The following is a 26,208-nucleotide window of genomic DNA, read 5'->3' as shown; positions in this document are numbered from 1 at the left end:
GCCGGGCCGCCGATCTGACAGAATGCCCACCGAAAAGGGGGTGTGCAGCATGTCGACAGCCACCGAATCCGCGCAGACACGGGCATCCGACCAGCTCGATCAGCTGATCTCGACTCTCGCGGCCGGGCGGGGCGGTGATCCGGCGATCGCCGACCGGCTGGCCGCCGCGGTCACTCGCCGTCGGCGTCCGTTGCGGATCCAGGTCGCCGGGCGGGCGTCGAGCGGGCGCAGCACGGTGCTGCGCGCGCTGGCCCTGCTGTCGGCGGAGGAGACCGCGCCGGTGGATCAGCCGGGGGAGCCCGATCCGGTGCTCGACGGTGATCTCGTCATCTATGTCCTGGCCGGTGCGCCGCAGGCGGCCGATCAGCGGGTGCTCGCCACGCTGCCGCCTGGTCGCGGCGTCGTCGTGTTGAACAAGGCCGACGCGGTGGGCGCGCGCTGGGGCGAGGCGGTGGCCGCCGCCGACCGGTACGCGCGCGAACTGGGCCTGCCGGTCGTGCCGGTGGTCGCCTCGCTGGCCGCCAGGACCAGGGCGGGCGCGGTGGACCCCGCCGACCGCACCGACCTGCGCAGGCTCGCCGTCGGCCCGGATGTGCCGTCGGTGCTGGCCGCCGACCTGTTCATCGGCAGCGGCTCCGACCAGGACGCGCGCCGACGGCTGCTCGCCAACTGGGATCTCTACGGCGTCGACTGCGCGCTCACCGCGTTGCGCGCCGACGCCGAGCTGAGTTCGGCCGCGCTGATCCAGATCCTGCACTCGGCCAGCGGCGTCGACCCGCTGCACCGGCTGGTGCATCGCCGCTACGAGCAGGTGGAGGCCGTGCGCGGCGGCGAACTGCTCGACGAGCTGATCCGCCTCGCCGCCAGGGCGGTCCCCGGCGACGGCGGCCGCGCCCGCGAACTCATCGAGCACTACCTCACCGGCGACGACGCGCTGTGGGCCGGGCTCTGCGCCGGCCTGGCCTGCCCCCAGGTCTCCCACCTCGCCGCCGGCTACCCCTCCCCGGCGCCCGCCGACGCCGACGAGGCCCTCGCCCGCGCCACCCGCTGGCGCGCCGTCGTCTCCAGCGACATGCCCCCCGCCGCCCGCCGCGCGGCCCTGCGCGTCCACAACGGCTACATCCGAGCCTGGGAACGGATGAGCAGTGCCGGACTCTGACAGACCGGACGGCCACCTGGAGACGCCGCGCGCGCCCGGGCCGTCCAGCCAGGCGGCGGACGATCCCGCCGACCCGGCAGTCGACGCCGAACTGATCGCCGTGATCGAGCGGTGGAATCCGCAGGGTGTCGCCCTGTTGCGGGCGGTCGGGCAGGTCGGCCCAGGCACCGGATCCGGGGTCGCGCTCTACGCCGTCGACGACGCAAACACCACCCTCTTGCGCACCGAACTCGCTCGCTTCGAACCGCGCATCGACCTGGTCGACCCCGCGGCGCCGGACCCGGCGGCCGCACTGGTCCTCTTCGACGCGGGCAGCGTCATCGGCGCCGACATGCTCGCCCTCATCGAGCGCCTACGCGCCGCGAACCGGCCGCTCGTGCTCGCCATGAACGGCTTCCACGCCTACGCCGACTGGCAGGCGATCCGCGAGCGCAGCCTGGCCCTGCTGGCCGACCGCGGGTGCGCCGACCTCGAGATCATCGCGGTCTCGGCGCGCCTGGCCGCCGCGGCCCGCGCCGCCGACGACTCCGCCCTGCTCGACCGCTCCGGCCTCGCCGGCCTGCATGCCACCCTCGCCGCGGCGACCGCACAGCTCCCCGCCGACAGCCCGCAGCGCCGCGCCGCCGTGCTGACCAGGGCGATCGCCGACACCAGGGCCCGCGTCACCGAACAGATCACCGCACTGCGCTCCGGCGCGGAAGCGGCCAGGATCAGGGAGGAACGGGTCGCCCAGCTCGCCGAACGCGACGGCGGCCGCCAGACCGGGCTGGCCTCGGTGCGCAGCCAGGTGCAGCTGGCGCGCGTCGACCTGACCACCGAGGTCGGCGCGATGGTGCGGTCCCTGCACACCCGCTCGCGCGCCGAACTCGACCGCTGCGACCGCGCCGCGCTGCGCGAATATCCGCGCCGCCTGCAGCAGGCGACGACGGAACTGGCCACCGCCGTCGACCTCTCGATCGACGACCGCGTGCTCGAGACGGCCCGCCGGATCGGCACCGCCGCGCCCGCCGCACGCAGGCACGATCCGGCCCCGCGGCTCGGCCCCGACCCCGACCCCCGACACCGTGGTGTCGAAGATCACCTCATGATCGCGGTCGGCGCGTCGGTTGGCGTCGGCCTCGGTCGTCTGGTTGTCGCGCCGCTGTCGCTGGTGCCCGCGCTGGACGTCGCGACGGTCCCCGTGACGCTGCTGCTCGGCGCGGGCGCGGCCTACTGGGTGGTGCGCGCCCGCGGCCAGCTCGCCGAGCGCAATCACATGGCGCAGTGGGTGGCCGAAGCGCTGGTGAATACAAAGGCCCAGCTCGAGCAGCGTGTCGCGGCGGTTCTGGTGGATGTGGAGGCAGAATTGGCCGAGCACGTCGTCCGCGAATCGACGGCGCGGGCGGTCGCCGTCGACCGGCGCGTGGCCGAACTCGACGCGCTCGCCAGGCGGTTAGCCGCCGAGCGCCCGGCACAGCTGGCCGCGTGCGAACGCGACCTCGCCGTCCTCGACCGTGCCGCCGCGGCCACGATTGTTTGATCGACCTGTGGGTAAGTATCAGGGAACCCGATTCCGTATCGATCGTCATATCGCGTTAACCTTTAACCAGGAACCTGGGCGTCCGCTCCGTGCCAGTCGATGCGCGGCCTCCGTCCGTGGACGGCGCTGTACGCCGTCCATTTGGGGTTGTGCGGTGGTTGGTTCGCTGCGGACGCCTTCCCGCCCGGTGGCGATCGATGGACCTCGCATCGAAGAACCGCCCATCTCAGGAGAGTTTTCATGACCTCAGCGACCATTCCTGGTCTTCGTGGATCCGACGGCACCGCGCCGACCGAGCACAGTGAACTGCTCGCCTGGGTACAGGAAGTCGCAGAGCTCACTCAGCCGGACCGTGTGGTCTGGGCCGACGGCTCCGATGCGGAATGGGATCGCCTGACCACCCAGCTGGTCGAGGCGGGCACCTTCAAGAAGCTCGACGAGAAGAAGAAGCCGAACTCGTTCCTGGCGCTGTCGGACCCGTCCGACGTCGCCCGCGTCGAGTCGCGCACCTACATCTGCTCCAAGACCGAGGCCGACGCAGGCCCGACCAACAACTGGGTCGACCCCGCCGAGATGCGCGCCACCATGACCGAGCTGTACCGCGGCTCGATGAAGGGCCGCACCATGTACGTGGTGCCGTTCTGCATGGGCCCGCTCGGCGCCGAGGACCCCAAGCTGGGCGTGGAGATCACCGACTCCGAGTACGTCGTCGTCTCCATGCGCGTGATGACCCGCATGGGCCAGGCCGCGCTGGACAAACTGGGCAGCGACAAGCCGTTCGTGAAGGCGCTGCACTCCGTCGGCGCCCCGCTGGCCGAGGGCCAGGCCGACGTGCCGTGGCCGTGCAGCGACACCAAGTACATCACCCACTTCCCCGAGGACCGCGAGATCTGGTCCTACGGTTCCGGCTACGGCGGCAACGCCCTGCTCGGCAAGAAGTGCTACTCGCTGCGGATCGCCTCGGCGATGGCGCACGACGAGGGCTGGCTGGCCGAGCACATGCTGATCCTCAAGCTGATCTCGCCCGAGGGCAAGAACTACTACGTCGCCGCCGCGTTCCCGAGCGCCTGCGGTAAGACCAACCTCGCGATGATCCAGCCGACCATCCCGGGCTGGCGCGCGGAGACCCTGGGCGACGACATCGCCTGGATGCGTTTCGGCAAGGACGGCCGCCTGTACGCGGTGAACCCGGAGTTCGGCTTCTTCGGCGTCGCGCCGGGCACCAACCACAGCTCCAACCCCAACGCGATGGCCACCATCGACGCGGGCAACACCGTATACACCAACGTCGCCCTGACCGACGACAACGATGTGTGGTGGGAGGGCCTGGAAGGCGAGCCCGAGCACCTGATCGACTGGAAGGGCAACGACTGGGTCCGTCGCGAGACCGAGACCCTGGCCGCGCACCCGAACTCGCGCTACTGCACCCCGATGTCGCAGTGCCCGATCCTGGCCCCCGAGTGGGACGACCCGCAGGGTGTGCCGATCTCGGCGATCCTGTTCGGCGGTCGCCGCAAGACCACCGTCCCGCTGGTCACCGAGTCCTTCGGCTGGGAGCACGGCGTGTTCATGGGCGCCACCATGGGCTCCGAGCAGACCGCCGCCGCCGAGGGCAAGGTGGGCACCGTCCGCCGCGACCCGATGGCGATGCTGCCGTTCCTCGGCTACCACGTGGGCGACTACCTCAACCACTGGATCACCCTCGGCAAGAACGCCGACGCGAACAAGCTGCCGAAGATCTTCTACGTCAACTGGTTCCGTCGCGGCGAGGACGGCCGCTTCCTGTGGCCCGGCTTCGGTGAGAACTCCCGCGTGCTGGAGTGGATCGTCGGCCGCATCGAGGGTCGCTCGGGCGCCGAGGCCACCCCGGTGGGCAACGTGCCCTCGGCCGCCGACCTCGACCTGGAAGGCCTCGACGTGGTCGTCGCCGATGTCGACGAGGCCCTCGCGGTGAACGTCGACGAGTGGCGCAAGGAGATCCCCTCGATCGAGGAGTGGTTCGAGTTCGTCGGCGACAAGCTGCCCTCCGGCGTGCGCGACGAGTTCGAGGCCCTCAAGGAGCGCCTGGGCTGACCGCCCCCGAACAGCGAACCGCCCGTACCGAATTCGGTACGGGCGGTTTCGTCTATTCGGCGAACGGCGCGAGTTTGATCAGCTGCAGGAATCCCGTGCTGTTGAGCCAGTGGATCCGGCCGTCCGGGACCGCGGCCGCCTCGGCGGTGAAGCGCGCGACCAGCTGACGTTTGAAGTCCTGGCGCGGGTGGCGGACGAGCAGGTCCTCGACCCAGTCGGGCGCCAGGTCGGCCAACCGCCGCCCGAGGACGTCCACCGAAGCGCCCGCGGAGACGAAACCGCCGGGGTCGCCCAGGTTTTCGGCGGCATCGGGATTGAGATGCGCGGCGATCGCGGCGCCGATGGCCTCGGCCCGCTTGGCGGGCGCGCCGTGCCGCAGCGCGAAACCGTGCGCGGACTCGCCCCCGACGACAGCGAAACACCTTCCAGGCGTCGGTGTTTCGAGCTTCAGGTCGTGCAGCAAGCTCGCGACGTAGGCGATCTCGTCGTCGTAGGCGACCCCGTCCAGCTCGGCCAGCGCACGCGCGAAGAAGTAGGTACGGAACGAGTGCGCCAGGAGCGTGTCCGAAAGGTGTTCGCGTGCTTCGATTTCGGCTGCCCGGGCCAGCGCCGTGTCGGGCAGGCGTACCTCGTTCAGGTCGAGCCTGCCCGCGCCGCGGCGACCGAGTGCCTGGCGGATGCGGCCCGGCACCAGTGCGGGGACGACGCGCACGAGGCCGACGGTGAGCGCGCGTCGCTCGGCGGCGGTGAGATTGCCGCCGGACCGGGTGGCCCAGTCCCAGTCGAGGGTGGGTGTCGCGATGGGCATGGTCGGTCTCCTCGGGCGCCGCGGTTCACTGTCTCTTCGAGTCTCGCGAGGCGAGCGGCTCCGGTGAAGTGGCGCGAATGCCAGTGATGCGCGGATTCATGCCAAACTGGGAGGCATGATCGAGGTCGCCGCGCTCGCCCTGGACGGGGTGATGACCTTCGACCTGGCCTGCGCGGTCCAGGCGTTCCGGCACGGTCCCGGTGTCACCGGCGAGCCGGTGGGCTTCCGGATGCGCACCTGCGGTGTCCGGCCGGGTCCGGTGTGGACGCCGAACGGTTTCGACCTGCATGTCGAACACGGTCTGGAGCTGCTGGCCGAGGCCGATCTGATCGTCGTCCCCGGCATCGGCCTGCCGACACTGCCCACCCCGGAGCCGGCGCTCGACGCTCTGCGCGCCGCCGCCGAGCGCGGGGCCACCATCGCCTCCATCTGCATCGGCGCGTTCGTCCTCGCCCAGGCGGGCCTGCTCGACGACCGCCCGGCCACCACCCACTGGGGCTACTGCGATCAGTTCGCCGCGCTCTATCCGGCCGTGAAGCTCGACCCGGCCGCCCTGTACATCGATGACGGCGACATCCTCACCTCGGCGGGCCTGTCCGCGGGGTTGGACCTGTGCCTGCACATCGCGCGCCGGGAACTCGGCGCGGCCGCGGCCGCCGACCTGGCCCGCTGGAACGTGGTGCCGCCGCATCGCGAGGGCGGCCAGGCGCAGTACATCCCGCGGCCGATGGGTGGCGCCGATCCGCACGGCGGACTCGCGGCCACGCTCACCTGGGCGGTGGCCAATCCCGAAGCCGCCCACGATGTTCCCGCGCTCGCCGCGCACGCGCTGATGAGCGAGCGGACCTTCATCCGCCGCTTCAAGGCCGAAGTCGGGACGACACCGCGCGCGTGGCTGGACGCGCAACGGCTCGGCCGGGCGCGCGAACTGCTCGAGCGCACGGATCTGGCGGTCGAGACGGTCGCGCAGCGTGCAGGATTCGGCAGCGTGACGGCGCTGCGTGATCATCTGCGCGCCGTGACGGGACTCACACCTTCGGCGTATCGGCGCTCACTCCGGCAGTAAGCCTGCGTGGCACCGCATTTACGGGGCGCGAGCAGCTGTGAAGGGCACCAAGCGAACTCGGGGTTTCCTGTCAGCTTCGCGCTCGGACGATTTCCCCGGCCCGAAACGGGGTATATCTATCCATGTCAGAGAGTCGCTGGCTGGGAAGAGGCGCCGTCACCTATATTCCTGGGCAGGCTCCCCTGTACGTCGCACCATCCGAGCTAACTCCCCTTCGACACCCCGGCCGCACCGTCGCGGCCGGCGATGAGATCGACGCTGAGAGGTGGTTGACGCATGACCGATCTGGTGACCGGATACGAGTCCGACACCTACTCGAGCACGCCCATGCAACGGGTGGCGGGCCGCTTGCAGCGCGCCCTGCCACCGGGATGGCGAGTCGACGTGGTCGACCTGCCACCCCGGGGCCAGGTTGCCGGACAGCCGGTGCTCCGGGTCCAGATGCCGGAGAACTAGCTGGGCGTCCAGCCCATCGGCATCAGTACGGACTTCTGCTCACAGAACGCGTCGAGCCCTTCCGGCCCGTTCTCGCGGCCGATGCCCGAGTTCTTGTACCCACCGAACGGCGCGGTGGGATCGAAGGCGTACCAGTTGATCGCGTAGGTGCCCGTGCGCACCTTCGCGGCGATCTCCGCGCCGTGTTCGATGTCGGTCGTCCACACCGAGCCCGCCAGGCCGTAGTCCGAGTCGTTGGCGATGGCGATGGCCTCGTCCTCGGTCTCGTAGGCGATCACCGAGAGCACCGGGCCGAAGATCTCCTCCTGCGCGATGGTGCTGGAGTTGTCCACGTCGGCGAAGATCGTCGGCTCGACGAACCAGCCACGCTCCACGCCCTCGGGCCGACCGCCGCCGAGGACCAGTCGCGCGCCCTCTTCCTTGCCCTTGGCGATGTAGCCCTCCACCCGCTCGCGCTGCTTCTCGCTGATCAGCGGGCCGAGCTGGGTGGCGGGATCGGTCGGGTCGCCGGTCTGCATGGTCTTCACGTGGGCCACCAGCGCGTCGACGATCTCGTCGTAGCGGCTGCGCGGTGCCAGGATGCGGGTCTGCGCGACACAGCCCTGTCCGCTGTTCATCAGGCCGGAGAACGCGAGGACCGGGATGGCGGTCTCGAGGTCGACGTCGGGCAGGACGATGGCGGCCGACTTGCCACCCAGCTCCAGCGAGACGGTCTTGAGCTGCTCGCCAGCGATCGCGGCCAGCTTGCGGCCGACCGCGGTGCTGCCGGTGAAGGTCACCTTGTCCACGCCGGGGTGGCTCGCGAGGTATTCGCTCTCGGCGGCGTCGGCCGGCAGTACGGACAGCACGCCGTCGGGCAGGCCGGCCTCGGTGAAGATGTCGGCGATCAGGTTGGCGGTGAGCGGGGTCAGCGGCGACGGCTTGAGCACCACCGTGCAGCCGGCCAGCAGGGCCGGGCCGAGCTTGTTGGCCGCGAGGAACAGCGGCACGTTCCACGCCGTGATCGCCGCGACGACGCCGCGCGGTTCCCGTGAGACACGCGATGTTCCGAACAGGCCAGTGCGAGTCTCGTTCCACTGGAACGTCTCAGCCAAGGCTGCCCATGCATCGAGAGCCGCGACGGCCGGAATCTGGTTGAGTGTCAAGGCGGCTAACGAAGGTGCGCCCATCTCCGCGGTGAGCGCGGCGAGCAACTCGGGGGAGCGCTGCTCGATGAGCCGAGCGGCCTTTGTGAGCACCTCGGCTCGTTCCAGTGGAGGCGTCGATGGCCACGGCCCGCTGTCGAAGGCGTCGCGGGCTGCGGCGACCGCGGCGTCGACATCGGCCTTGGTTACCGCTGGCACGCTGCCGACGGTCTCCTCGGTCGCGGGCGAGACCACGGAAATGCGGTCACTACCGGCAGGGGTGGTCCACTTCCCGCCGATGAACAGACTGTCGTAGTGCATAAGAACACGTTACAGTTTTGCCGCCGGATTGTCTGCAACATGTTCTAATCTGCCTGCGCTTCAGCACTGTGAACAGGGTGAATTCCAACCTGTCGGTTCGCTTCCCGGGTAAACGCACTATTGCGTTCTGTTGTTGAAAAGGGGATGCTTTAGCTACTGATCAGCTCGCTCGATTCATCGGACCTTTACAGCGAATTGGGGAGATCGACTCATGGCTGTGCAAGTGATCGGCCGATCGTTGATGACCAGCGACCAGACCGACCATCAAGCGAAGAGTGTGGGCAGCGGGGGATGGGTTGTGTCATTCCTGCCGGGCCGCACGCTCACGATCGAGCAGGCAACTGCCGCCATCCAGGCCGCTGAGGCGGTCGCCATGGTCGGGGCGTTAGCCGATCAGGTCGGGCTGACCACCTTGGAGACCGTCGGGTTGGCGATTCAGGAATCGCCTTGGGCCAGCACGCTACCCGCGCCGGTGCGCAGGTCGCGTCGATTGAGCTGGCTGGCCTGATCAGCCCTTGGTGGCCACGACCACCAGGTTGCTCACCAGTAGCTCGCGGATCACCGGAACTCGAACAAGCCACCAGGCCCACCGCGGGTGATAGCGGGGGAACACCGTCCGTACGTCGGCTGATGTCGTTGCCGCCCAGCGCAGCCCGTCGGCCGCGGTCACGGCGAACAGCGATCGGCCGAACCTGTTCTTCGGTTCGTGACCGTGCTTGCGGCGATACCGGCGCGCGGCGTACTCGCCACCGAGGTAGTGCCACAGGCCGGTCTCGTGCCCGCCGAACGGTCCGTGCCACACCGTGTACGAGAACACGATGAGGCCGCCGGGCTTGGTCACCCGCACCATCTCCTCCGCCATCACCCACGGGTGCGGCACGTGCTCGGCCACGTTCGAGGAGAAGCAGACGTCGAAAGCGTTGTCGCGGAACGGCAATGCCATGCCGGACCCGCGCACCGAACCCGACACCCGCAGGCCCGCCGCGTGCATCTCCGACGGATCGGGCTCGACCGAGACGTAGCGCGCGCCCGCCGTGGTGAACTCGTCGGCGAAGTAGCCGGGACCGCCGCCGACGTCGAGGACCACCGTGCCGGTGAGGTCGGTGCCGGTGATGTCGGCGTAGAAGTCGCCGATCAGGTCGGCGCTGTCGGTCGCGATGCCGCCGTAGAACCTGGCCGGGTCGGACTGCTCGAACCGGAAGCTGGTGAGCAGGCGCAGGGAGCGGCGCAGGGAGGCGCGGCGCGCGAACCTGGGCTGGTCGCGACGCTGGACGGGCCGCTCGGTCGTCGGCGGGGATGCGGTCGGCACGGCGAGGAGTTTATGGGCAGTGCGCTGTGTAGCGCAGACCACACCCGCTAGTGTGGTGCCCGACCTTTGTCCTCGACCGAACCGATTGCGAGCCCGACCGTGCGTGAAGTCCTCCTGCTGTGCTGGCGTGACACAGGGCACCCGCAGGGCGGCGGCAGCGAACGGTATCTGGAGCAGGTCGGCGCCCAGCTGGCCGCGCGCGGCATCAAGGTCACCCTGCGCACGGCCGGTTATCCGGGCGCGCCGCGCCGGGAGCGCATCGATGGGATCGACATCAGCCGCGCGGGCGGGCGCTTCACCGTCTACCCGCGCGCTCTCGCCGCCATCGTCGCAGGTCGGCTCGGTTTCGGGCCGCTGCGCGGGGTACGGCCCGACGTCGTGATCGACACCCAGAACGGCATCCCCTTCTTCGCCGCGGCCACTGGCGTGCCGTCGGTGGTGCTGGTGCACCACGGGCACCGTGAGCAGTGGCCGGTGGCGGGCAAGCTGGTCGGGCGGGTCGGCTGGTGGATCGAGTCGCGCCTGTCGCCGCGGGTGCACCGCGACAACCAGTACCTCACCGTGTCGCTGCCTTCGGCCGAGGAACTGGCCGTGCTCGGGGTGGATCGCGAGCGCATCGCCGTCGTGCGCAACGGCGCCGAGCCGGTACCCGCCGGCGTGGTCCCCGGCGGCGACGACACCCGCGCCACCCACCCCCGCCTCGCCGTGCTGTCGCGGCTGGTTCCGCACAAGCAGATCGAGGACGCGCTGACCGCCGTCGCCGCCCTGCGCACCCGCTTCCCCGACGTGCACCTCGACGTCATCGGCGACGGCTGGTGGGCGCCCAACCTGCGGGCCTGCGCCGACGGGCTCGGCATCGCCGACGCGGTGACCTTCCACGGGCACGTCGACGAGCGTCGCAAGCACGAGATCCTGTCCACCGCGTGGGTGCACGTGATGCCCTCGCGCAAGGAAGGCTGGGGTCTGGCCGTCATCGAGGCGGCCCAGCACGGCGTCCCCACCATCGGCTACCGCAGCTCCCGCGGCCTCACCGACTCCATCGTCGACGGCGTCACCGGACTGCTCGTCGACGACGCCCCCGCCCTGGCCGCCGCCGCGGGCGACCTGCTCGCCGACCCCGAGACCCGCCACATGATGGGCGAGAAGGCCCGCGCCCGCGCCCACGAGTTCTCCTGGGAACAAACAGGTTCCGGCGTCCACGAGGTGTTGGCCGCCGCCGCCACCGGCCGCTTCGTCACCGGCCTGGTAACCCAGACGTCGACACAGCCCTGACCGTCAGTCGGCGAACATCTCCTCGACAGTCCCCACCGTGATCGCCCGATCCAGCCAGTCCGTCAGCTGATCCCTGTCATGGCACGAAATAATCCTGGCCTCGGCAGCCACTGACACGGTGATCCCGCGCCTGGTGAGAATCCGCAGGATGCTGTCGGCAATGCCCCGATCCCGGCCTTCTGCCAGACCCTTCTCGAGCCCCTGCTCGCGACCCTCGGCGCGCAGACGTCGCGAGGTCTCGGAGCGGAAGAACGACAGATCCACAGACATCAGTTTCCTCCAGATCTCGGCGCCTCGCGTGCGATCGAGGCCAAGTTCGACAAGCTCGGCGTAAATCTGGGCATCATCGCGATCACCGACGAGGTGCAGCGCCTCTGCCAGCGCTTCCAGTATCGCACCGATGCTCGGACGGGTGGCATGCGTGATCGCGGACAGAACGGCTAGGGGCAGGTCGTCGACGGCGACTGCGACCTCTGTGACCGCGGGGACGTTGTGCGGGCCGAGAACGAGTGGCCGCAGAGTCAGGCAGGGCCATAGCGGGTGGCCGAGCTGTAGTGGGCCGGCCGCCCATTCGGCGGTGGCGGCGCCCCGGCAGACCACGACCAGGACGACAGGGAGGTCGTACTTCGCCTGCAAGAAGGTCAGGTAGTACGACCATGCTGCCGGTCGGGTGTCGTCGCGTCGGCCCTGTGACTCGACTACGAGCAGAAAGGTGGAATCCGCGGTGACGATACGTAGGACGGCGTCAGCGCGGCGTTCGATCGGTTGGATTTCGGTGAGGTCGACGGAGAGCTGCTCGACTTCTGTCGGTTCGCCGAACGGCAGGCCAAGCGTGCGGAACGCGCGGGCGAAGGTGCCCGCGTCGTGCCGGAAGATCCGGTGCGTCGCCTCGTGCTGTGAGCTGACCATAGCGAGAGAACATAGATCGGTTCTCGCACTGGTGTTCTATTCGGTCGGCGTGTTCGGGGACATGCGGGCGGCGCGCCGGGGGACACTCCGGGGGAGGGCGGCGGTGATGAGGCCGGCGAGGAGGGTGGTGGCCCAGAGGAGGTGGGCGGCGGTGGAGATTCGGCGTTGGGCGGGGGTGGCGGTGTCGCGGAGGGTGGGGGAGGGGATTCGGTAGAGGGCCAGGTCGGGGTCCTCGTAGACGAGTTCTGTTGTGGACAGGGTTTTTTCGGAATCGCCGCGCGGACCGGGGGTGGTGCGTTCAACGAGGATCCAGCCGACGCCCAGGTCGGCGAGGGTGCCGGAGGGGGCGCCTTGGATCAGGGCTTCCTCGACGGTGCGGGCGCGGTTGCCTTCGCCGGTGACGGCGTGGCCACGGACGAGGAGTTCGCCGGTCTGGAGGACGTCGTTGGGGAGAATGCGCGGGGCAGGGTCGAGGACGGGTGCTGTTCCGCTGTAGGGGAATACGCGGAACATTCCCGTGGGAAGGACTGCGACATCGCCGGGAGAATCGATGCGCTCGGCGACCTCTTCCCATCCGCCCGGGTAGTGCACCGGCCGCATCGCGCCGCCGATTCCCCAGGCCAGGTCGGCCAGCGGAAGAATCAGCAGGACGATGAAAAGTGCCGCGACGCCGGACATTCCGGCCGCGGTACGCTGCGTCGGCGCGACGCTCGGCTCGCCGGTGCCGGGACGAGTTTCCTCGTGGCCCTTGCTGTTCTCCATCGCGCTCGTCGTACGCGCGTCGTCGGCTCGGGTGAATTCGCTACCGGCGTTAGTCATACGTTCGATGCCGTTGTGATGTGCTGTGTTGTCGCGGACTTCGGGATCACGAACGGGGACAGCAGGTTCGCTGGAGAATCGGCGGATCCAGGTGAGGACGGTCTGACCGGCTGCGGCCGCGCACAGGGCGTAGGCGGGCATCGCGAGGGCGACGTACTTCTGGGTGTCGCGCAGGAGTCCGGCGCCGGGGACGTGGACCACGAGCCACTTGCCGAGCGCGAGTCCGGGGCCGGTCGCGCCGAGGGCGGGCAGCAGGATCGCCGCGGCCGCGATGATCAGCAGGGTGCGGCCGTCGCGCTCGAGCGCCCACACCGCGCGCACACCCAGGGCCACGATCGCGAGCAGGAGCACGGTGCCGAGGAAGGCCAGCGGCGTCGTGCGCGTGGTCGGGACGGCCTCGCTGTTCCAGATCCCGCCCAGCCCCGCCAGGCTGCCCAGCGTTCCGAGCCACGGCTCCGCCCGCGCCGCGAATGCCGACACCCCCGCCGGATCCGACGGCTCCGCCCCCGACCCCAGCGCCGTAGCGGTGAGCCAGGGCGCGCACGTGACGATCCACAACCCGGCAGCAGGCAGAAACGCCCGCCGCCCGACCAGCGCCAACCCCACCACGGCGGCCAGCAACGACCCGGTCGGCGTCAACCCGGCCGCAGCGAAACCCGCCACGAGCGCCGCCCACCCGCCCACCGCCCCACGGAATCCCTCCCCAGCCGCCCGCGCCGTGGACCGGCGGATGCGGGAGGCGGCGACAGCGGTCCAGGGGAGGGCGGCGTAGCCGGCGAGCAGGCTCCAGTGGCCCTGGAGGAGGCGCTCGGCGACGAAGGGGTTCCAGAGGGCGAGGGTGGCGGCGACCAGTTGGGCGGGGGTGGGGGCGGCGAGGAACTCGCGGGTGAGGACGGCGGCGCCGTAGCCCGCCGCCCAGAGGGCGGTGATCAGGATGGCTTTGACGAGGAGGCCGCCGTCGACCAGGGGCGACAGGGTCGCGAGCAGCGCGTCCTGGGGGACGGCGCGGGGTGCGGCGGCGCCGAGGCCGAGGGCGGAGTCGGTGAGATGGGAGCGGGGGGTGCTCACGGCGTCGCGGAGCAGCAGATATCCCGAGCCGGCCAGCGGACCGACGATCATCAGCGCGAGCACGGCGCAGTACCCGGCCACCCAGGCCCTCGCTCGCCCACTTCTCGTCACGTCACTGCACCTTACGTTCTGGTGTGCACGGGTGGGGGTGGCGCCCGTCGGCGCCAAGGTGAGTCCGGTCGGACTCACATTTTTGGGGTTGTGCTGATGCGCGGCGGAGCGAGGTGCGACGATGAGGCGTGTCCTCGGTCCGTCGCCCCCCTGTCGTTGCTGACCTGACCTGGGTGACGGCTGGCGCGATGACCGCCAACGTCGCCGGGTATCTGCTGCAGCTGCTCGCCAGTCGCTGGCTCGGCGTCGCCGGATTCAGCGAGTTCGCGAGCCTGCTCGCCGTGCAGCTGCTGTGCGCGGTGCCCGCGCTGGCCATGCAGAACGTGGTGGCGCGCGAGGTGGTGCACGGCGCGGACATCCGCGCGGTCCGCGCGATGCAGTGGCGGTGCGCCGCGCTGGTCGCCGCCGTCGCGGTGGTGCTCGTCCCGGTCGTCGCCGGGGTGCTACACGTGGGCGTATGGGCCGCGGCCGCTGCCCTCGGCGCCGCGCCTGCCCTGGTGGTGCTCTCCGGTGAACAGGGAATTCTGCAGGGCGGCAACCATTTCCGAGCGCTGGCCGCCGTCCTGGCGCTCGCGGGGACGGCCCGCGTCGCCCCCGCGCTGATCGCCCTCGTCCTCGGCGGCGGCGCGGCGGGCGCGCTCTGGGCCGCCGCGGCGGGCATCGTCTGCGCCGCGTTCGTCGCTGGTCGCATCGCCCGCACGACTCGCGCGACCTCTTCGCCGGGCCGCACGTCCGGGCCCAATGCGGGGGCGGACTCGACGGGCCGCGGGAGCGAGACGGCCGCGAACTCGAGGGGGGATGGAGCCGATCCAGCCATGGCCTCGAGGCGGCGCGGCGGCGATCCGACCACGAATCCGGCAGGGGAACCGAAGCACAGGATCGGTGTCCTGCCCGTGTTGCGCGCGGTCCAGGTCCAGGCCGCGCTGATGGCGCTGTCCTCGGCGGACCTGATCGTCGTCCGCATCGTCCTCGACGACACCGAGGCGAGCCAGTACTCCCTCGGCACCGTCGCGACCAAGATCGCCTTCTGGCTTCCGCAGGCCGTGGGCGTCGTCCTGTATCCGCGGATGGCGCAGGCCGCGCATTCGGGACGGGCGATCCGGGACGCGCTCTCGGTGCTGTCGCTGATCGGCGTCGTCGCGGTGCTCGGCGCCGCGGTGGCCGCACCGCTCGCGCCGCTGTTCGCGGGCCGGGACTACGCGCCCATCCAGAGCATGCTGTGGGTGTTCGCCCTGCACGGCGCGATTCTCGCGGTCCTCCAGGGCGCGCTGCTGTCCGCGATCGCGGTCGAGCGCACCGCGCTGGCCACCCTGACCTGGCTCGGCTTGGCGGTGGAAGTGGCCCTGATGCTCACCCTCGCCGATTCGATCGGCACTCTCATCACCACCGCGGTCTCGGTGGCCGCCGTGACCACCGTGCTCGTCGCGCTCGTGGTCTTACGAACCGCCGGGCGCGGCACGCCCGCCGCCGACCCCGCGATATCTGACCGATCGTTCTCGTAAACGATTCAGACGAGGACGGACTTCGCCACGCGCGCCGCATCACGAAGTCGCGCCGCGGAATCGGGCGCGCGCTCGAGCACCCACACGCCCTGGAAGAACACCAGCAGGAACCGTGCCATGGCGCGCGGGTCGGCATCGGGTCGCAGTTCTCTCTGTGCCACGGCGCGGGCGAGCGCCGAGGCGAACGCGGATTCGGTTCTGGCCCAGCTGGATTCGACCAGCCGGGCGACGTCGGGGTCGCGGGCGGCCAACTCGACCGCCGCGGTGGTCACCAGGCAGCCGAGAAACCGGTCCGGCGTGCACGAATCCCGCACGAACTCGTCGATCAGCGCGGTGACCGCGGGCAGGGCCGGACCCGGCCTCGACAGCGCCACGGTGATCCGCGCGTCGACGATCTCCAGATGTCGTTGCAGCGCCTTCATGAACAGATCGTGCTTGTTGCCGTAGGTCGCGTAGATGCAGCCCCTGGCGATCCCGAGATGCTCGGTGAGATCCGCGAGCGAGGTGGTCTCGTAGCCACGCTGCCAGAACAGATCGAGAGCGCGGTCGAGCACCACCTCGGGATCGAATTCTTTGGTGCGCGGCATTTTTCGAGGATACCAAGCACTATTTCGACCGATTGGTCACGTATGTGCGACTACTGGCCGACGAGAACGGCCCCGGTCGATGACCGGGGCCGTTCGCTGATCGGCGTCGTCAGGGACGCTTGTTCACGTCGATCTGCTCGGTCGGCGCGTCGTAGTCACCGCGGGTGAACTGCGTGGTCGGCGCGTCGTCGCCCTCGTAGCGCGAGCTGCCCTCGGCGGCGGTGGGCGCCGGCGTCGGACGGCCACCGCGCGGGCCCCCCGCGTGCGCGGGCGCACTCCCGCCGCGCAGGCCGAAGAACAGGCCGGCCAGCAGCGCGATCACACCGAGCACGCCGAGCACGATCGGCACCACGCGGCCGAACAGCGACAGCTTGTCGGTGTTCTCCTTGGCGATCGCGATCTGCGACTCCACGGTGGCCTCGTCGAACACGATGTGCGACTTGAGCGCCGTCACCTCGGGCTTGTCGGCCGCGCGGCCGTAGAACAGGTGGATCGACTCGCCACCCTTGATGACGGTGCCGGTCTGCGGCTCGACCCACAGGTCACGCACGTTGGTGTAGAAGCGGGTCATGGTGACCGGGGTGTCGGCGGGCACGTCGGTGACGCCCCACTTCGCGGCGGGCAGGGTCAGCCGGTTGGTCGGCGACTGCACGACGTCCCAGGTGCTCGTGACCGGCGCGGTCATCTGGAAGTGGTAGACCTTCGTGCTGTTGATCTCGGTCTCTTCGATGAAGTTGGCGTCGAAGGACTTTCGCACGTTGATGTCGAAGTACGGGTAGGTCTTCTTCTCGGTGCCGATCGGGAAGCGGTAGCCGATGCCGGTGTGCTGCACCGGCTCCATGACGCTGCCGTCCTTGTTCACGGTGACCGCGATCGACCCGTTGGGATCGGTGTCGACCGGCATGCCGGTCTTGCGGTCGATGGTGACGCGGTCGATGCTCGCGGTGAGCAGGCCGGTGTCGCCCTGCACGTCGGTGCGGCGCAGCGTCTGGCCCGCCTGCAGCGTCATCTGGTCGGCGTCGGAGGGCTCCTCGACGGTGACGAAGCGCTGCGAGATCAGCGGCACGTCCTTGTTCACGACGGCGGGACCATCACCGGTGGTCAGCGACTTGGAATCGAGCACGAGGCTGTCTTCGCCCGGCTGATTCTGCGCGATGGTGGTGATCTCGAGGTCGAGCGGAGTCTTGGCGACTTTGCTCACCGTGTAGGTGGGGATCATCAGCGCGGCGACGAGTAATGCCGCGCCCAGACCCACGAGCACGCAGGCGACCGTCCTTCTGGTACCGGCACTCAGTGCCATGCAAACTCTCCTCGTCGTTCGAACACGGATCCTCCGGTGGTCTGGTATTGCACCCTAGGCCCTCGTGAGCCCCGACACTAACAGCCCGACCGCGCCGAGTGCCGTGGTGAGCCCCGTAAATCGCCGACAGGGCAGACTGGACCCCGATGACGACCGTGACCGCCCCCGTGACGCCACCGCGCACCTTCATTCCCGCCCTGGAGGGCATGCGCGGAATGGCGGCGCTCGGTGTCGTCGTGACCCACGTCGCCTTCCAGACCGGCACCGGCCGGATCCCGGTGCTCGGACCGATCCTGGAACGCTTCGACATGGCCGTCGCGGTGTTCTTCGCGCTGTCGGGTTTCCTGCTGTGGCGGCCGCACGCCGCGGTGGCGCGTGGGCTCGGGTCCGCGCCGTCGACCGCTCGCTATCTGCTGCATCGCCTGATGCGGATCATGCCCGCGTACTGGGTCGTCGTGGTGTTCGTGCTGGTGCTGCTGCCCAGCGCGGCCCAGCACGCGAACCTGCGCGTGTGGGTGTCGAATCTGCTGTTGCTGCAGGTCTTCGTGCCGCTGACGCTCACCGACGGCCTCACCCAGATGTGGAGCCTGTCGGTGGAGGTTGCCTTCTACCTGGTGCTGCCGCTGCTGGCCTGGCTGGTCGTGCGGCTGCGTGGGCGCGCGGCGCGCCGGCGGGTGCCCGCGCTCGGCGCGCTGATCGCGGTGAGCCTGACCTGGAACCTGTGGCCGGTGCCGACCCCGGACGCGATCCACGCCGACAACTGGCTGCCCGGATATCTGCCGTGGTTCGCGGCGGGCATGGTGCTCGCCGAGTTGATCTATCAGATCCGGCCCGGCGCCTGGTGGGTGCGGCTGTGCTCGTCCCAGCCGCTGATGTGGGCGCTGGCCGCGCTCGCGTTCCTGCTCTCGGCGACCGAGTTCGGCGGTCCCGGCGGACTCGAACGCGCCCAGCCGTGGCAGTACGCGGTGAAGATGCTGCTCGGCATGATCATCGGGTTCGGCCTGCTCGCCCCGCTGGTCCTGCGTCCCGCCGACGCCCCGCCGCACCGCTGGCTGGAATCCGCGACCGCGCTGACCATCGGCCGCTGGTCCTACGGCATCTTCCTGTGGCACCTGGTCGTGCTCACCATGGTCTTCCCGGTGTTCAGCCTGCTCCCGTTCAGCGGCCATTTCGTCTACGTTCTCGTGCTCACCGTCGGCCTGACCATGCCGCTGGCCGCCGCGAGCTTCGCGCTGATCGAGGACCCGGCACGGCGCCTGGCCCGTCGCTGGGACAAGGCCGCGGCCGCCCGCCGCTCCCGCCGGAGCGTGGAGGCGGCGGCACTGGAGGCGTCCGCGCCGTAAGGCTGCCCGGTGGGCCGGGATGGGCCGCTCGGCCCGGCGCCGGTCGAAGGCGTCAGCGTCGACGCGGCAATGCCGCGACCCCCACCGCGACGACCGCGATGACCGCGGGCGCCTGCGCCCACAGCGACCCGCCCATATAGGGCACCCCCGACCGCCACGGCCCCGTCGACAGCGCCGCGGCGGAGATCAACGTCCCGAGCCCGGCAACCCACGGCAGCACCCGCGCCGTGACAACCGGCCGGAAGTGCGCGCAGCCCAGCGTGATCAGCGTGAGCACGGCCCCGATCGGCCCGGAGACGACGGCGATCACGCCGGTGAGACCGACCGCACCGGCCCATCGAACACCCCAGGTCACCGGTGCCGGGCCCAGGTCGTGCTCCTTGCCGCGTCGCGGAATCGCCAGCAGCACCAGCGGGATCAGCAGGAGCAGCCCGCCGAAGATGGCCAGCCGGTACCACCGGTCGGCGGGGAACGACACGGTGACCTCACCCTGCGCGTTCGCGGGCAGGATCCACCCCTGCTGCCATCCGTCGACGACGATCGGCGCCAGTTCCCGTCCGTCGGCGGTGTGCGCCTGCCAGCCGACATTCGTGCTGAGCGGCAGCACCAGCAGCCGCGTGCCGGGATCGGTGACGGCGGGGACAGGCGCGATCGGGTCGGTGCGGATCAGCCGCAGCCGGTCGACCGTGAACAGTTCGGTGGGCGCGACGGTGAGGTCGGGATGCCCGGGCAGCAGTTCGATGTCGGCCGCGTCCTCGGCGCAGGGGCGCGCGGAAACCGGTGCGCCGGAGCGGAGTTCGTCGGCGGTGGCGGTGATGGTGGTGTGGACGGTGCGGCCGCCGATCGCCAGTACCGGACCGGCCTCGCAGCCGATGGTGACCAGCCGGTCGCCCGGCGCGGGCGCCGGGTACCCGGGCCCGAGCACCTCCACCTCGGCGAGCCCGGCGGGCTGGGTGAGCACGAAGCCGAGCGCGGTGCGGTCGAGCACCTCGTTCCAGGTCTGGATGCTGATCTCGACGCGATCGGTGACGGTGGGGTGCAACGAGATCCGCGCCGGCTCACCGTGCTCGCGCTCGGGCAGTTCGCGCACCTGCGGACCGTTGCCCAGGTTCACCGCGACGGAGGTGGCGGTGGCCGGGAGGCCGCCGAGCGCGGTGGTGAGGTCGAGCCCGTTCACCTCGGTGGGCTCCGGAAGCTCCAGCACCAGTGTCGGTTTGGCGCCCGCGAGACCGCGGACGGTCTCCTCCGGCGCGGTCCACGTGGTCTTCGGATCGCCGTCGGTGGCGGCGAACGCGGCGCCGCGCAGGTCGGCGACATCGGCCTTGCCGCGCGCGACGGGGCGGGCGTGGTCGGTGAGCAGCGCCTCCAGCGCGGGGCCCGGCCTGGTGCGGACGGTCAGGTCGGCCGCGGCCGTGAGCGGCTCGGGGACGGCGAGGGTCCGGTTGAAGACGCCGGGCTCCTCGGCGGGCAGTCCCAGCCCCTTGCTGCAGTGCACGCGGATCGGGCCGTCGAAACAGGCGCTGCGACCGGGGAATTCCTGGCCCAGATCCCATCCGGTGATGGTGGTGCCCGCCGGGAGGTCGGGCAGGACCACGCGGTGCCGGATGTCGACCCTGGTCGGCGCGTCGCGCACGGTGTAGTCGTCCAGGGTGAGTTCGCTGATCCCGAATTGCCCACCGGCGGTACCTGTTTCGGTGCGCGCTGCGGTGATCATCACCCAGTCGGTCTTGCCTGCGGGCAGCGCGACGTTCACGGGCGCGCCGGGTTCGGTGATCCGCGCCGACACCGTGCCGCGCGAGGTCCGCACCTCCACCCATTTCACCGGGTCGCCCAGCGCGGCGGCCGTGGTGGTGAACCGCAAGGAGCCGGAGTTGATCGGCTCGTCGAGGTCGAGCCGGATCCATTGCCCGAGCGCGGGTTCGGCGCCGTTGCTGATCCACGCGGTGCTCGGATCGCCGTCGACGGCGGCGGCGGTGGAACTGCCGGGCGCGGCGCCACCGATCTGCGTCGCGTCGGCGGCCGAACTCGACGCGGTGACCTTCGCCCCCGACCACTCGCCGCGCACCAGCGGGGTGCCCTCGACCGGGTAGTCGGGCACCAGGTTGTGCGTGCGGCGCGCGTCGTCGGCGGCGCGCACGGCGGAGTTGTGGTTGTCGACCCGGCCGAAGTCGGACTCGCGGTCCATCGGCGTATCGGTGACGAGAACGGGCTCGGTGGGCAGCCCGGCGCGCGCGGCGTCGGCCGTGAGAAGCACGGGCGCCGTGGGGTTTCCGGCGTCGCGGCGTACCCGCTCCAGCACCTCGGGGCCACCGTGGACGACGGGAACGGTGGCGAGGGGAACGGTGTAGGCGCCGGGGAATCCGGGCGGGGCGCCGGTGCCGGAGCGCACCTGTGTCGGCGTCCCGGGTGACGGCACCTCGACCCGATAGATCTCGATCGCCGGATACGACGGCTGCAGATCGTTGTCGACGACCAGCCCCGTATCGGCCGCGCGCGGCCCGATCAGGTCGCCGAACTCGGCCACCTTGGTCAGCCCCGGCGAGCCCTCGATCGCCCGGTGCGCCAGCATCGGCCGGGTGGAGCGCGAGGTCTCGGGGTCGAGGTCGTTGCGCAGCACCAGCACCCCGATGCCCTGGTCGGCCAGGGTGGCGGCGAGGCCGGTCGACGGCCTGCCGTCGGCGATGAGCCGCTGCACCGAGTCCATCGCGCGGATGGTGCCCGGCGGATTCAGCGGCACCGAGTCGCGCACCGCCCACGGCGTGCTCGCCAGGGCCTGGAGTGGTTCGTCGCGGGTGAGTCCCCAGATCTGGCTGCCGAACGGCGCGCCGGGCACCACGAGCGCGCGGGTGTCGGCGGCGTTGTCGGCGAGCCAGTCGGCGGTGTCGGTCCAGTACGCGGGCACCCGGTCGTAGGCGCCGCGCGGCGCGAGTCGACCGGTCCACGCCAGCGAGGTGGCCAGGGTGAGCGCGGCCAGGATCAGCGCGGCCACGGCGACGAGCCGGTCCCGTTCGGGATGGGCGAAGCTGTTGCGCCACTCCCGCATCGGTACCGAGGCGGGCAGCGCCACCCGGCCGAGCAGGTGGGCGAGGCCGAGCACCAGCGGCAGCCGGATCAGCGGTTCGAGTTTGTGCACGTTGCGCAGCGGCGCGCCCGCGGCATCGAGGAACACCCGCACCGTGTCGGCGAAGGGCCCGCCGAGTGTGCCGACGTAACCGGCGCAGATCCCGGCCAGCCCCACGCACAGGATCAGCGTGAAGCGGCCGCGATACGGCATGGACGATTTCGCCAGCCCGGCCATCCCCGCCGCCGCGAGCAGCCCGGTCGCGAGGACGGCCGCGGGCTGGGTCACCAGCACCGCGCCGGCGATGCGCTCGGGGGAGACGAACGGCGTCCAGGAATCGGTGCCGCGCAGCACCTCGGCCAGCGAGGCCCACTGCGTCGTCACCCCGGACGACTCGATGTAGTCCAGGAACGGCGGACTCACCTTGCCGAGCAGCAGCAGCGGCACCACCCACCAGAAGGTGGCCAGCACCAGCAGCGGAATCCAGGCCGCGGTGAACCGCCACCACCGCCGATTCGGCCGGTACGAGGCCCACCACAGCGCGGCGGGCAGGAACGCGGCCACGGTCGCGACGGCGTTCACCGACCCCATCAGCGCCAGCGCGAGCGCGCTGCCCGCCGGCGAATGCGCGCCACCCCGTCGACCCGGCTGGGTGCCATTTCGCAGGGCGACACCGAGTGCGGCGGGCGCGAGGAGCACCCACGGCGCCAGCATCATCGGCAGCGTCTCGGAGGAGATCGAACCGAGCGTGGTGAGCACCCGGGGCGACAACGCGAACGCGATGCCCGCGACCACTCGCGATCCACGCGAGCCGATTCCCAGCGTCTCGCAGAGTTTGACGATGCCCCAGAACCCGGCGAGCAGCAGCAGCGCCCACCAGACGCGCTGGGTCACCCAGGCGGGGACGTGCAGGAGGTCACCGGCGGCGAAGAACGCGCCGTGCGGGAAGAAGTAGCCGTAGGCCTGATTCTGCACCTGGCCCATCGGGGCCTGGCTGCTCCACAGGTGGGAGGCGCGCGCGAGGAAGCCGAGCGGATTCTCCGCGAGGTCGTACTTGGTGTCCGCGACCGTCAGGCCGGGGGCCTGCGCGAACGTGAGAACGAAAGCGGTGACGACCGAGCCGACGAACCAGCGCCAACCCAGTGGAGCCGCGCGGCCCTTCGGCTCAGCGGCTGCCGTATTCAGGAGCGTTGAGCAGCGAGGAATCCTTGTCACCGCTGCGGTCGATCGAGGGTGCGGTGTTCTGCTGTACCGCCGCCGTGATCGCGAAGACGGCGATAGCGCTCAGCAGGGCGCCGCCGACCGCGCTGGCAACAGCCGGAACAGCAAACTTCATCGCGCACTCCAATTCGGCTCGACGTGGGGGTGGTACTCGGGCCAACCTAGCAGGTCCGAGCCCGCGGGTCAGTCTTCGGGCAGTCGGCAGCCCAGCGCGCCGAGCAGCGTGCGGAACTTGGCGGTCGTCTCGGCCAGTTCGGCCCGCGGCTCGGAGGCCGCGACGATCCCGCCACCCGCGGTCGCGCGCAGGGTCCGCAGGTCGGCCGACAGCTCGGCGCCGCGGATGGCGACGACCCATTCGCCGTCACCGTCCTCGGCGCACCAGCCCACCGCGCCACCGTAGAAACCGCGCCGCTCGGCGGTGGTGATCGCGGTCAGCGCGGCGGCGAAGGGCGTGCCGTTGACGGCGGGTGTCGGGTGCAGCAGCAACGCCAGGTCCAGCGCGGTCGTCGAGGGATCGCGCAGCACGCCGTGGATCGGCGTGGCCAGGTGCCAGACCTGTTCGGTGCCGAGCAGTTCGGGCCCGTCCGGGATGTTCAGCTCGGCGCAGACCGGCGTCAACCGCTCGCGGATCCAGTCGATCACGTACGCGTGCTCGTCGTGGTTCTTGGTGCTGGCCAGCAGCTCCTTCGCCTGCGCCGCGTCGGCGGCCGGGTCGGCGAGCCTGGGCAGGGTGCCCGCCAACGGATGCAGGCCGACGCGATCACCGTGCCGGGTGACCAGCACCTCCGGCGTCGCCCCGAGCAGCGTCTCGCCTGGCCGTCCCGCCGCCGTCAGGTCGACGGCGTAGACGCTCGCGCTCGGATGGCGGGTCAGCAGCTGGCCTGCCACCACCTCCGGTTCCAGCGGCTGCGCGGCTTCGACCACCACCGATCGCGCGGCCACCACCTTGCGCAACTCGTCGGCCGGATCACCGAGCCGCTCGACCAGTGCGGCCACCCTGGCCATGTGCTCGGCCGGGCTCGGCTGCTGCGCGACCACGCGTACCTCGGGCAGCGGGGGCAGCGCCGCGGGCCGCCACGGGCCCGCCGTGTGCAGCGCCGACTCGGGTTGCCAGAGCGCGGCGGGCTCGCCGGGGTCGAACGGCAGCGCCCCGACGATCAGCTTCGGGCCGACCTCGGGACCCGTCGGCCATTTGCGCAGCGCCGCGGCGGCCCGGCGTGGATCGGGGAAGCTCGCGCGCATCCCCGAGGCGCGCAGGACGCCGTCGGGGCGGGCCAGCAGGAAACGGTTCATGCGGCACCGACCGATGCCGAGCCGACGCTGTTCGCGCGCGGTCCCGGGTTCGCGGGTGCGAGACGGTCCATGTCCCGACCATATCGCCGCCGACGGCGCCGACGGCCGGACAGCGACCGAACTCTCAGTGTTCGGGCGGAACCAGGAACACCGGCCGGTGCCCGTGCTTGAGCACCGCCTCGGCGACGCTGCTGTGCAGCAGCGCGCGAAGCCCGGTGGCGCCGCGCGTTCCGGCGACGATGATGTCGACGTCGAGTTCGTCGGCGCAGTCGACGATCGCGTTCCAGATCGTGGTCGTGCACTCGACGGTCCGCGCCTCGGCGGTGATCCCGGCGAGCTTGGCCAGGTGCACGCCCTCGGCGTTGATCTTGCGGGCATCGGTGTAGGCGATGTCCTCGATCTCCTCGTCGGGCACCCAGTCCGGTTGCATCACCCCGGCCAGCCCGGAGATGCGGGCGGCCTGGCGCACCATCGGTTCCCATGCGGTGAGCAGGATCGCGCGCTCGGCGGTGAGGAAGCGGCCCGCGTACTCGATGGCGCGCTTGGCGTGTTCGGAACCGTCGTAGGCGATGAGCATCCGATCGCAAGCCATGACGACCTCCTGCGCTGGTACAGCGTCTTTGTGGACAGGGTACCCCCATGGGGGTCCCGTCAATCGGTAACCGGTTCGGCGGTTCGGATCGCGACGGGGCTACCGTGGAGCACATGCGGAAATCGCCTGTGGTCGTGTTCGCAGTCCTGGCAGCCGTCGCCACCGCCTGCTCGGGAGGTTCGTCCACCGAGACGACCCCCGCGGCGAGCAGCACCGGCGCCCCCACCTCGGTCGCGGGCGAACAGGGGTCGCCCGCGACCGCCACCCCGGTCCAAAGCCCTTGCGGCACGGACTATCTCGCCAAGTTCACGCAGCGGGAGAAGCTCGCGCAGCTGTTGACCGTCGGCATCACCGGCGCGGCCGACGCGTCGAACGTGGTGAGCACCGAGCAGGTCGGCGGCATCTTCGTCGGCAGCTGGACCGACCCGAGCCTGCTGGACAAGTCCGCGCTGGACGCGGTCAAGGCGCAGGCCAAGGCGCCGTTGATGGTGACCATCGACGAGGAGGGCGGCCGCGTCTCGCGGGCGAAGAACGTCATCGGCGCCGCGCCGTCGGCCCGCGTCGTCGCCGAGACGCAGACGCCGGAGCAGCACTACCAGAACACGTTGGTCAGGTCGAAGGCGCTGAAGGACCTCGGCATCACCGTCGATTTCGCGCCGGACACCGACGTGAGCAGCCAGCCCGACGACAGCGTCATCGGCGACCGCTCCTACAGCGACGACCCGCAGGTCGTCACCGACTACGCCGCCGCCTACATCCGCGCGTCCAACGAGGTCGGCCTCGGGTCGGTCATCAAGCATTTCCCGGGCCACGGCTCGGGTTCGGGTGACTCGCACACCGGCGCGGTCCGCACGCCTCCGCTGTCGGAGCTGCAGGATAAGGACCTGGTCCCGTTCCGGAACCTGGTGGGCTCGGGCGCCGCGGTGATGGTGGGCCACCTGGACGTGCCCGGCCTGACCGAGCCCGACGTGCCGGCCAGCATCAGTCCCGCGGTGATGTCGCTGCTGCGCGAGGGCACCGGCTACGGCGCCGCGCCGTACAACGGCCCGATCTTCACCGACGATCTCGGCGGCATGGCGGCGATCACCGCCCGCATGTCGATCGAGGAGGCGGTGGAGGCCGCCCTCGTCGCCGGGGCCGACAATGCCCTGTGGATCAGCACCGACGCGGTGCCGCAGGTGCTCGACCGTTTGGAACAGTCGGTGGCTGGTGGCAAACTGCCCGCCGACCGGGTCGACGCCTCGGTCTTGCGGATGGCGCGCTACAAGGGCGTGCCGCTGGGCTGCTGAGCCCGT

General features: G+C 70.9%; 21 protein-coding genes. 10 read left to right on the top strand and 11 right to left on the bottom strand.

The window, feature by feature from the left end:
- Nucleotides 1-49 precede the first annotated feature (49 nt).
- From DFR69_RS12785 to DFR69_RS12775, 3 genes are all read left to right on the top strand, one after another.
- Nucleotides 50-1,159, top strand: a complete 1,110-nt coding sequence (locus DFR69_RS12785) for a hypothetical protein (RefSeq protein ID WP_110037742.1) — start codon at nt 50-52, stop codon at nt 1,157-1,159.
- Nucleotides 1,146-2,678 carry a hypothetical protein gene (locus DFR69_RS12780; protein ID WP_244198229.1) on the top strand — a complete coding sequence of 511 codons (1,533 nt, stop codon included), beginning with the start codon at nt 1,146-1,148 and terminating at the stop codon, nt 2,676-2,678. The genes DFR69_RS12785 and DFR69_RS12780 overlap by 14 nt, the downstream gene beginning before the upstream one ends.
- 240 nt (nt 2,679-2,918) lie before the next feature.
- A complete protein-coding gene (locus tag DFR69_RS12775) occupies nt 2,919-4,751 on the top strand; it encodes a phosphoenolpyruvate carboxykinase (GTP) (protein ID WP_110037741.1) in 1,833 nt (610 codons plus the stop codon).
- 52 nt (nt 4,752-4,803) lie between these two features.
- Here DFR69_RS12775 and DFR69_RS12770 read toward each other — a convergent pair whose 3' ends face one another.
- The gene (locus DFR69_RS12770; protein WP_110037740.1) at nt 4,804-5,559 is read right to left on the bottom strand and encodes an HD domain-containing protein; all 756 of its coding nucleotides are present in this window, start codon (nt 5,557-5,559) and stop codon (nt 4,804-4,806) included.
- A 115-nt stretch (nt 5,560-5,674) separates the two neighbouring features.
- Here DFR69_RS12770 and DFR69_RS12765 point away from each other — a divergent pair, with 115 nt between their 5' ends.
- Nucleotides 5,675-6,625 carry a GlxA family transcriptional regulator gene (locus DFR69_RS12765; RefSeq protein WP_110037739.1) on the top strand — a complete coding sequence of 317 codons (951 nt, stop codon included), beginning with the start codon at nt 5,675-5,677 and terminating at the stop codon, nt 6,623-6,625.
- Between the two features lie 276 nt (nt 6,626-6,901).
- Nucleotides 6,902-7,081, top strand: coding sequence for a hypothetical protein (locus DFR69_RS12760; protein WP_110037738.1), 180 nt, complete (start codon nt 6,902-6,904; stop codon nt 7,079-7,081).
- Here the strand turns inward: DFR69_RS12760 and DFR69_RS12755 are convergent.
- On the bottom strand, nt 7,078-8,526 hold the full coding sequence (locus tag DFR69_RS12755) for an aldehyde dehydrogenase (RefSeq protein WP_110037737.1): 1,449 nt from the start codon (nt 8,524-8,526) through the stop codon (nt 7,078-7,080). The genes DFR69_RS12760 and DFR69_RS12755 overlap by 4 nt on opposite strands.
- Nucleotides 8,527-8,737: 211 nt before the next feature.
- Between DFR69_RS12755 and DFR69_RS12750 the strand changes: the two genes are divergently transcribed.
- Nucleotides 8,738-9,034, top strand: a complete 297-nt coding sequence (locus tag DFR69_RS12750) for a hypothetical protein (RefSeq protein ID WP_110037736.1) — start codon at nt 8,738-8,740, stop codon at nt 9,032-9,034.
- On the opposite strand, the gene DFR69_RS12745 is transcribed toward DFR69_RS12750, so the two are convergent.
- Nucleotides 9,035-9,835 (bottom strand): class I SAM-dependent methyltransferase, encoded by an 801-nt coding sequence (locus DFR69_RS12745; protein ID WP_110037735.1) that lies wholly within the window; start codon nt 9,833-9,835, stop codon nt 9,035-9,037.
- Nucleotides 9,836-9,934: 99 nt separating this feature from the next.
- On the opposite strand from DFR69_RS12745, the gene DFR69_RS12740 reads away from it, so the two are divergent.
- A complete protein-coding gene (locus DFR69_RS12740; RefSeq protein WP_110037734.1) occupies nt 9,935-11,107 on the top strand; it encodes a glycosyltransferase family 4 protein in 1,173 nt (390 codons plus the stop codon).
- A 3-nt stretch (nt 11,108-11,110) separates the two neighbouring features.
- Here the strand turns inward: DFR69_RS12740 and DFR69_RS12735 are convergent, their stop codons facing one another.
- The gene (locus DFR69_RS12735) at nt 11,111-12,016 is read right to left on the bottom strand and encodes an RpnC/YadD family protein (protein WP_110037733.1); all 906 of its coding nucleotides are present in this window, start codon (nt 12,014-12,016) and stop codon (nt 11,111-11,113) included.
- A gap of 36 nt (nt 12,017-12,052) precedes the next feature.
- Nucleotides 12,053-14,014 carry an MmpA family trehalose lipid delivery protein gene (locus tag DFR69_RS12730; RefSeq protein ID WP_186817510.1) on the bottom strand — a complete coding sequence of 654 codons (1,962 nt, stop codon included), beginning with the start codon at nt 14,012-14,014 and terminating at the stop codon, nt 12,053-12,055.
- A gap of 188 nt (nt 14,015-14,202) precedes the next feature.
- Between DFR69_RS12730 and DFR69_RS12725 the strand changes: the two genes are divergently transcribed.
- On the top strand, nt 14,203-15,516 hold the full coding sequence (locus tag DFR69_RS12725) for a polysaccharide biosynthesis protein (RefSeq protein WP_110037732.1): 1,314 nt from the start codon (nt 14,203-14,205) through the stop codon (nt 15,514-15,516).
- A 5-nt stretch (nt 15,517-15,521) separates the two neighbouring features.
- On the opposite strand, the gene DFR69_RS12720 is transcribed toward DFR69_RS12725, so the two are convergent.
- Together DFR69_RS12720 and pgfA are read right to left on the bottom strand one after the other, a co-directional pair.
- Nucleotides 15,522-16,103, bottom strand: coding sequence for a TetR/AcrR family transcriptional regulator (locus DFR69_RS12720; RefSeq protein ID WP_110037731.1), 582 nt, complete (start codon nt 16,101-16,103; stop codon nt 15,522-15,524).
- Between the two features lie 109 nt (nt 16,104-16,212).
- Nucleotides 16,213-17,403, bottom strand: coding sequence for a cell envelope lipid trafficking protein PgfA (pgfA, locus tag DFR69_RS12715; RefSeq protein ID WP_110037730.1), 1,191 nt, complete (start codon nt 17,401-17,403; stop codon nt 16,213-16,215).
- 146 nt (nt 17,404-17,549) lie between these two features.
- Here pgfA and DFR69_RS12710 point away from each other — a divergent pair, with 146 nt between their 5' ends.
- Nucleotides 17,550-18,746 carry an acyltransferase family protein gene (locus DFR69_RS12710; RefSeq protein WP_208643965.1) on the top strand — a complete coding sequence of 399 codons (1,197 nt, stop codon included), beginning with the start codon at nt 17,550-17,552 and terminating at the stop codon, nt 18,744-18,746.
- A 52-nt stretch (nt 18,747-18,798) separates the two neighbouring features.
- Here the strand turns inward: DFR69_RS12710 and DFR69_RS12705 are convergent, their stop codons facing one another.
- The 4 genes from DFR69_RS12705 to DFR69_RS12690 all read right to left on the bottom strand — a co-directional run bounded on the left by DFR69_RS12705 (nt 18,799) and on the right by DFR69_RS12690 (nt 24,913).
- Complete coding sequence (locus tag DFR69_RS12705) at nt 18,799-23,013, bottom strand: alpha-(1->3)-arabinofuranosyltransferase (protein ID WP_244198268.1); 4,215 nt, start codon at nt 23,011-23,013, stop codon at nt 18,799-18,801.
- Nucleotides 22,973-23,143, bottom strand: a complete 171-nt coding sequence (locus DFR69_RS12700; RefSeq protein ID WP_022566695.1) for a DUF2613 domain-containing protein — start codon at nt 23,141-23,143, stop codon at nt 22,973-22,975. The genes DFR69_RS12705 and DFR69_RS12700 overlap by 41 nt, the downstream gene beginning before the upstream one ends.
- 68 nt (nt 23,144-23,211) lie before the next feature.
- Nucleotides 23,212-24,321 carry an isochorismate synthase gene (locus DFR69_RS12695; RefSeq protein ID WP_110037729.1) on the bottom strand — a complete coding sequence of 370 codons (1,110 nt, stop codon included), beginning with the start codon at nt 24,319-24,321 and terminating at the stop codon, nt 23,212-23,214.
- Nucleotides 24,322-24,445: 124 nt separating this feature from the next.
- Entirely contained in the window at nt 24,446-24,913 is a 468-nt protein-coding gene (locus tag DFR69_RS12690) for a universal stress protein (RefSeq protein WP_110037728.1), read from the bottom strand.
- A gap of 113 nt (nt 24,914-25,026) precedes the next feature.
- Here DFR69_RS12690 and DFR69_RS12685 point away from each other — a divergent pair, with 113 nt between their 5' ends.
- On the top strand, nt 25,027-26,202 hold the full coding sequence (locus tag DFR69_RS12685) for a glycoside hydrolase family 3 N-terminal domain-containing protein (RefSeq protein WP_110038252.1): 1,176 nt from the start codon (nt 25,027-25,029) through the stop codon (nt 26,200-26,202).
- Nucleotides 26,203-26,208: the final 6 nt, after the last annotated feature.

The sequence above is a fragment of the Nocardia neocaledoniensis genome (assembly GCF_003182135.1).
In the GTDB taxonomy this organism is placed as follows: Bacteria; Actinomycetota; Actinomycetes; order Mycobacteriales; family Mycobacteriaceae; genus Nocardia; species Nocardia neocaledoniensis.
This window is presented reverse-complemented; position numbering and strand designations above follow the sequence as displayed.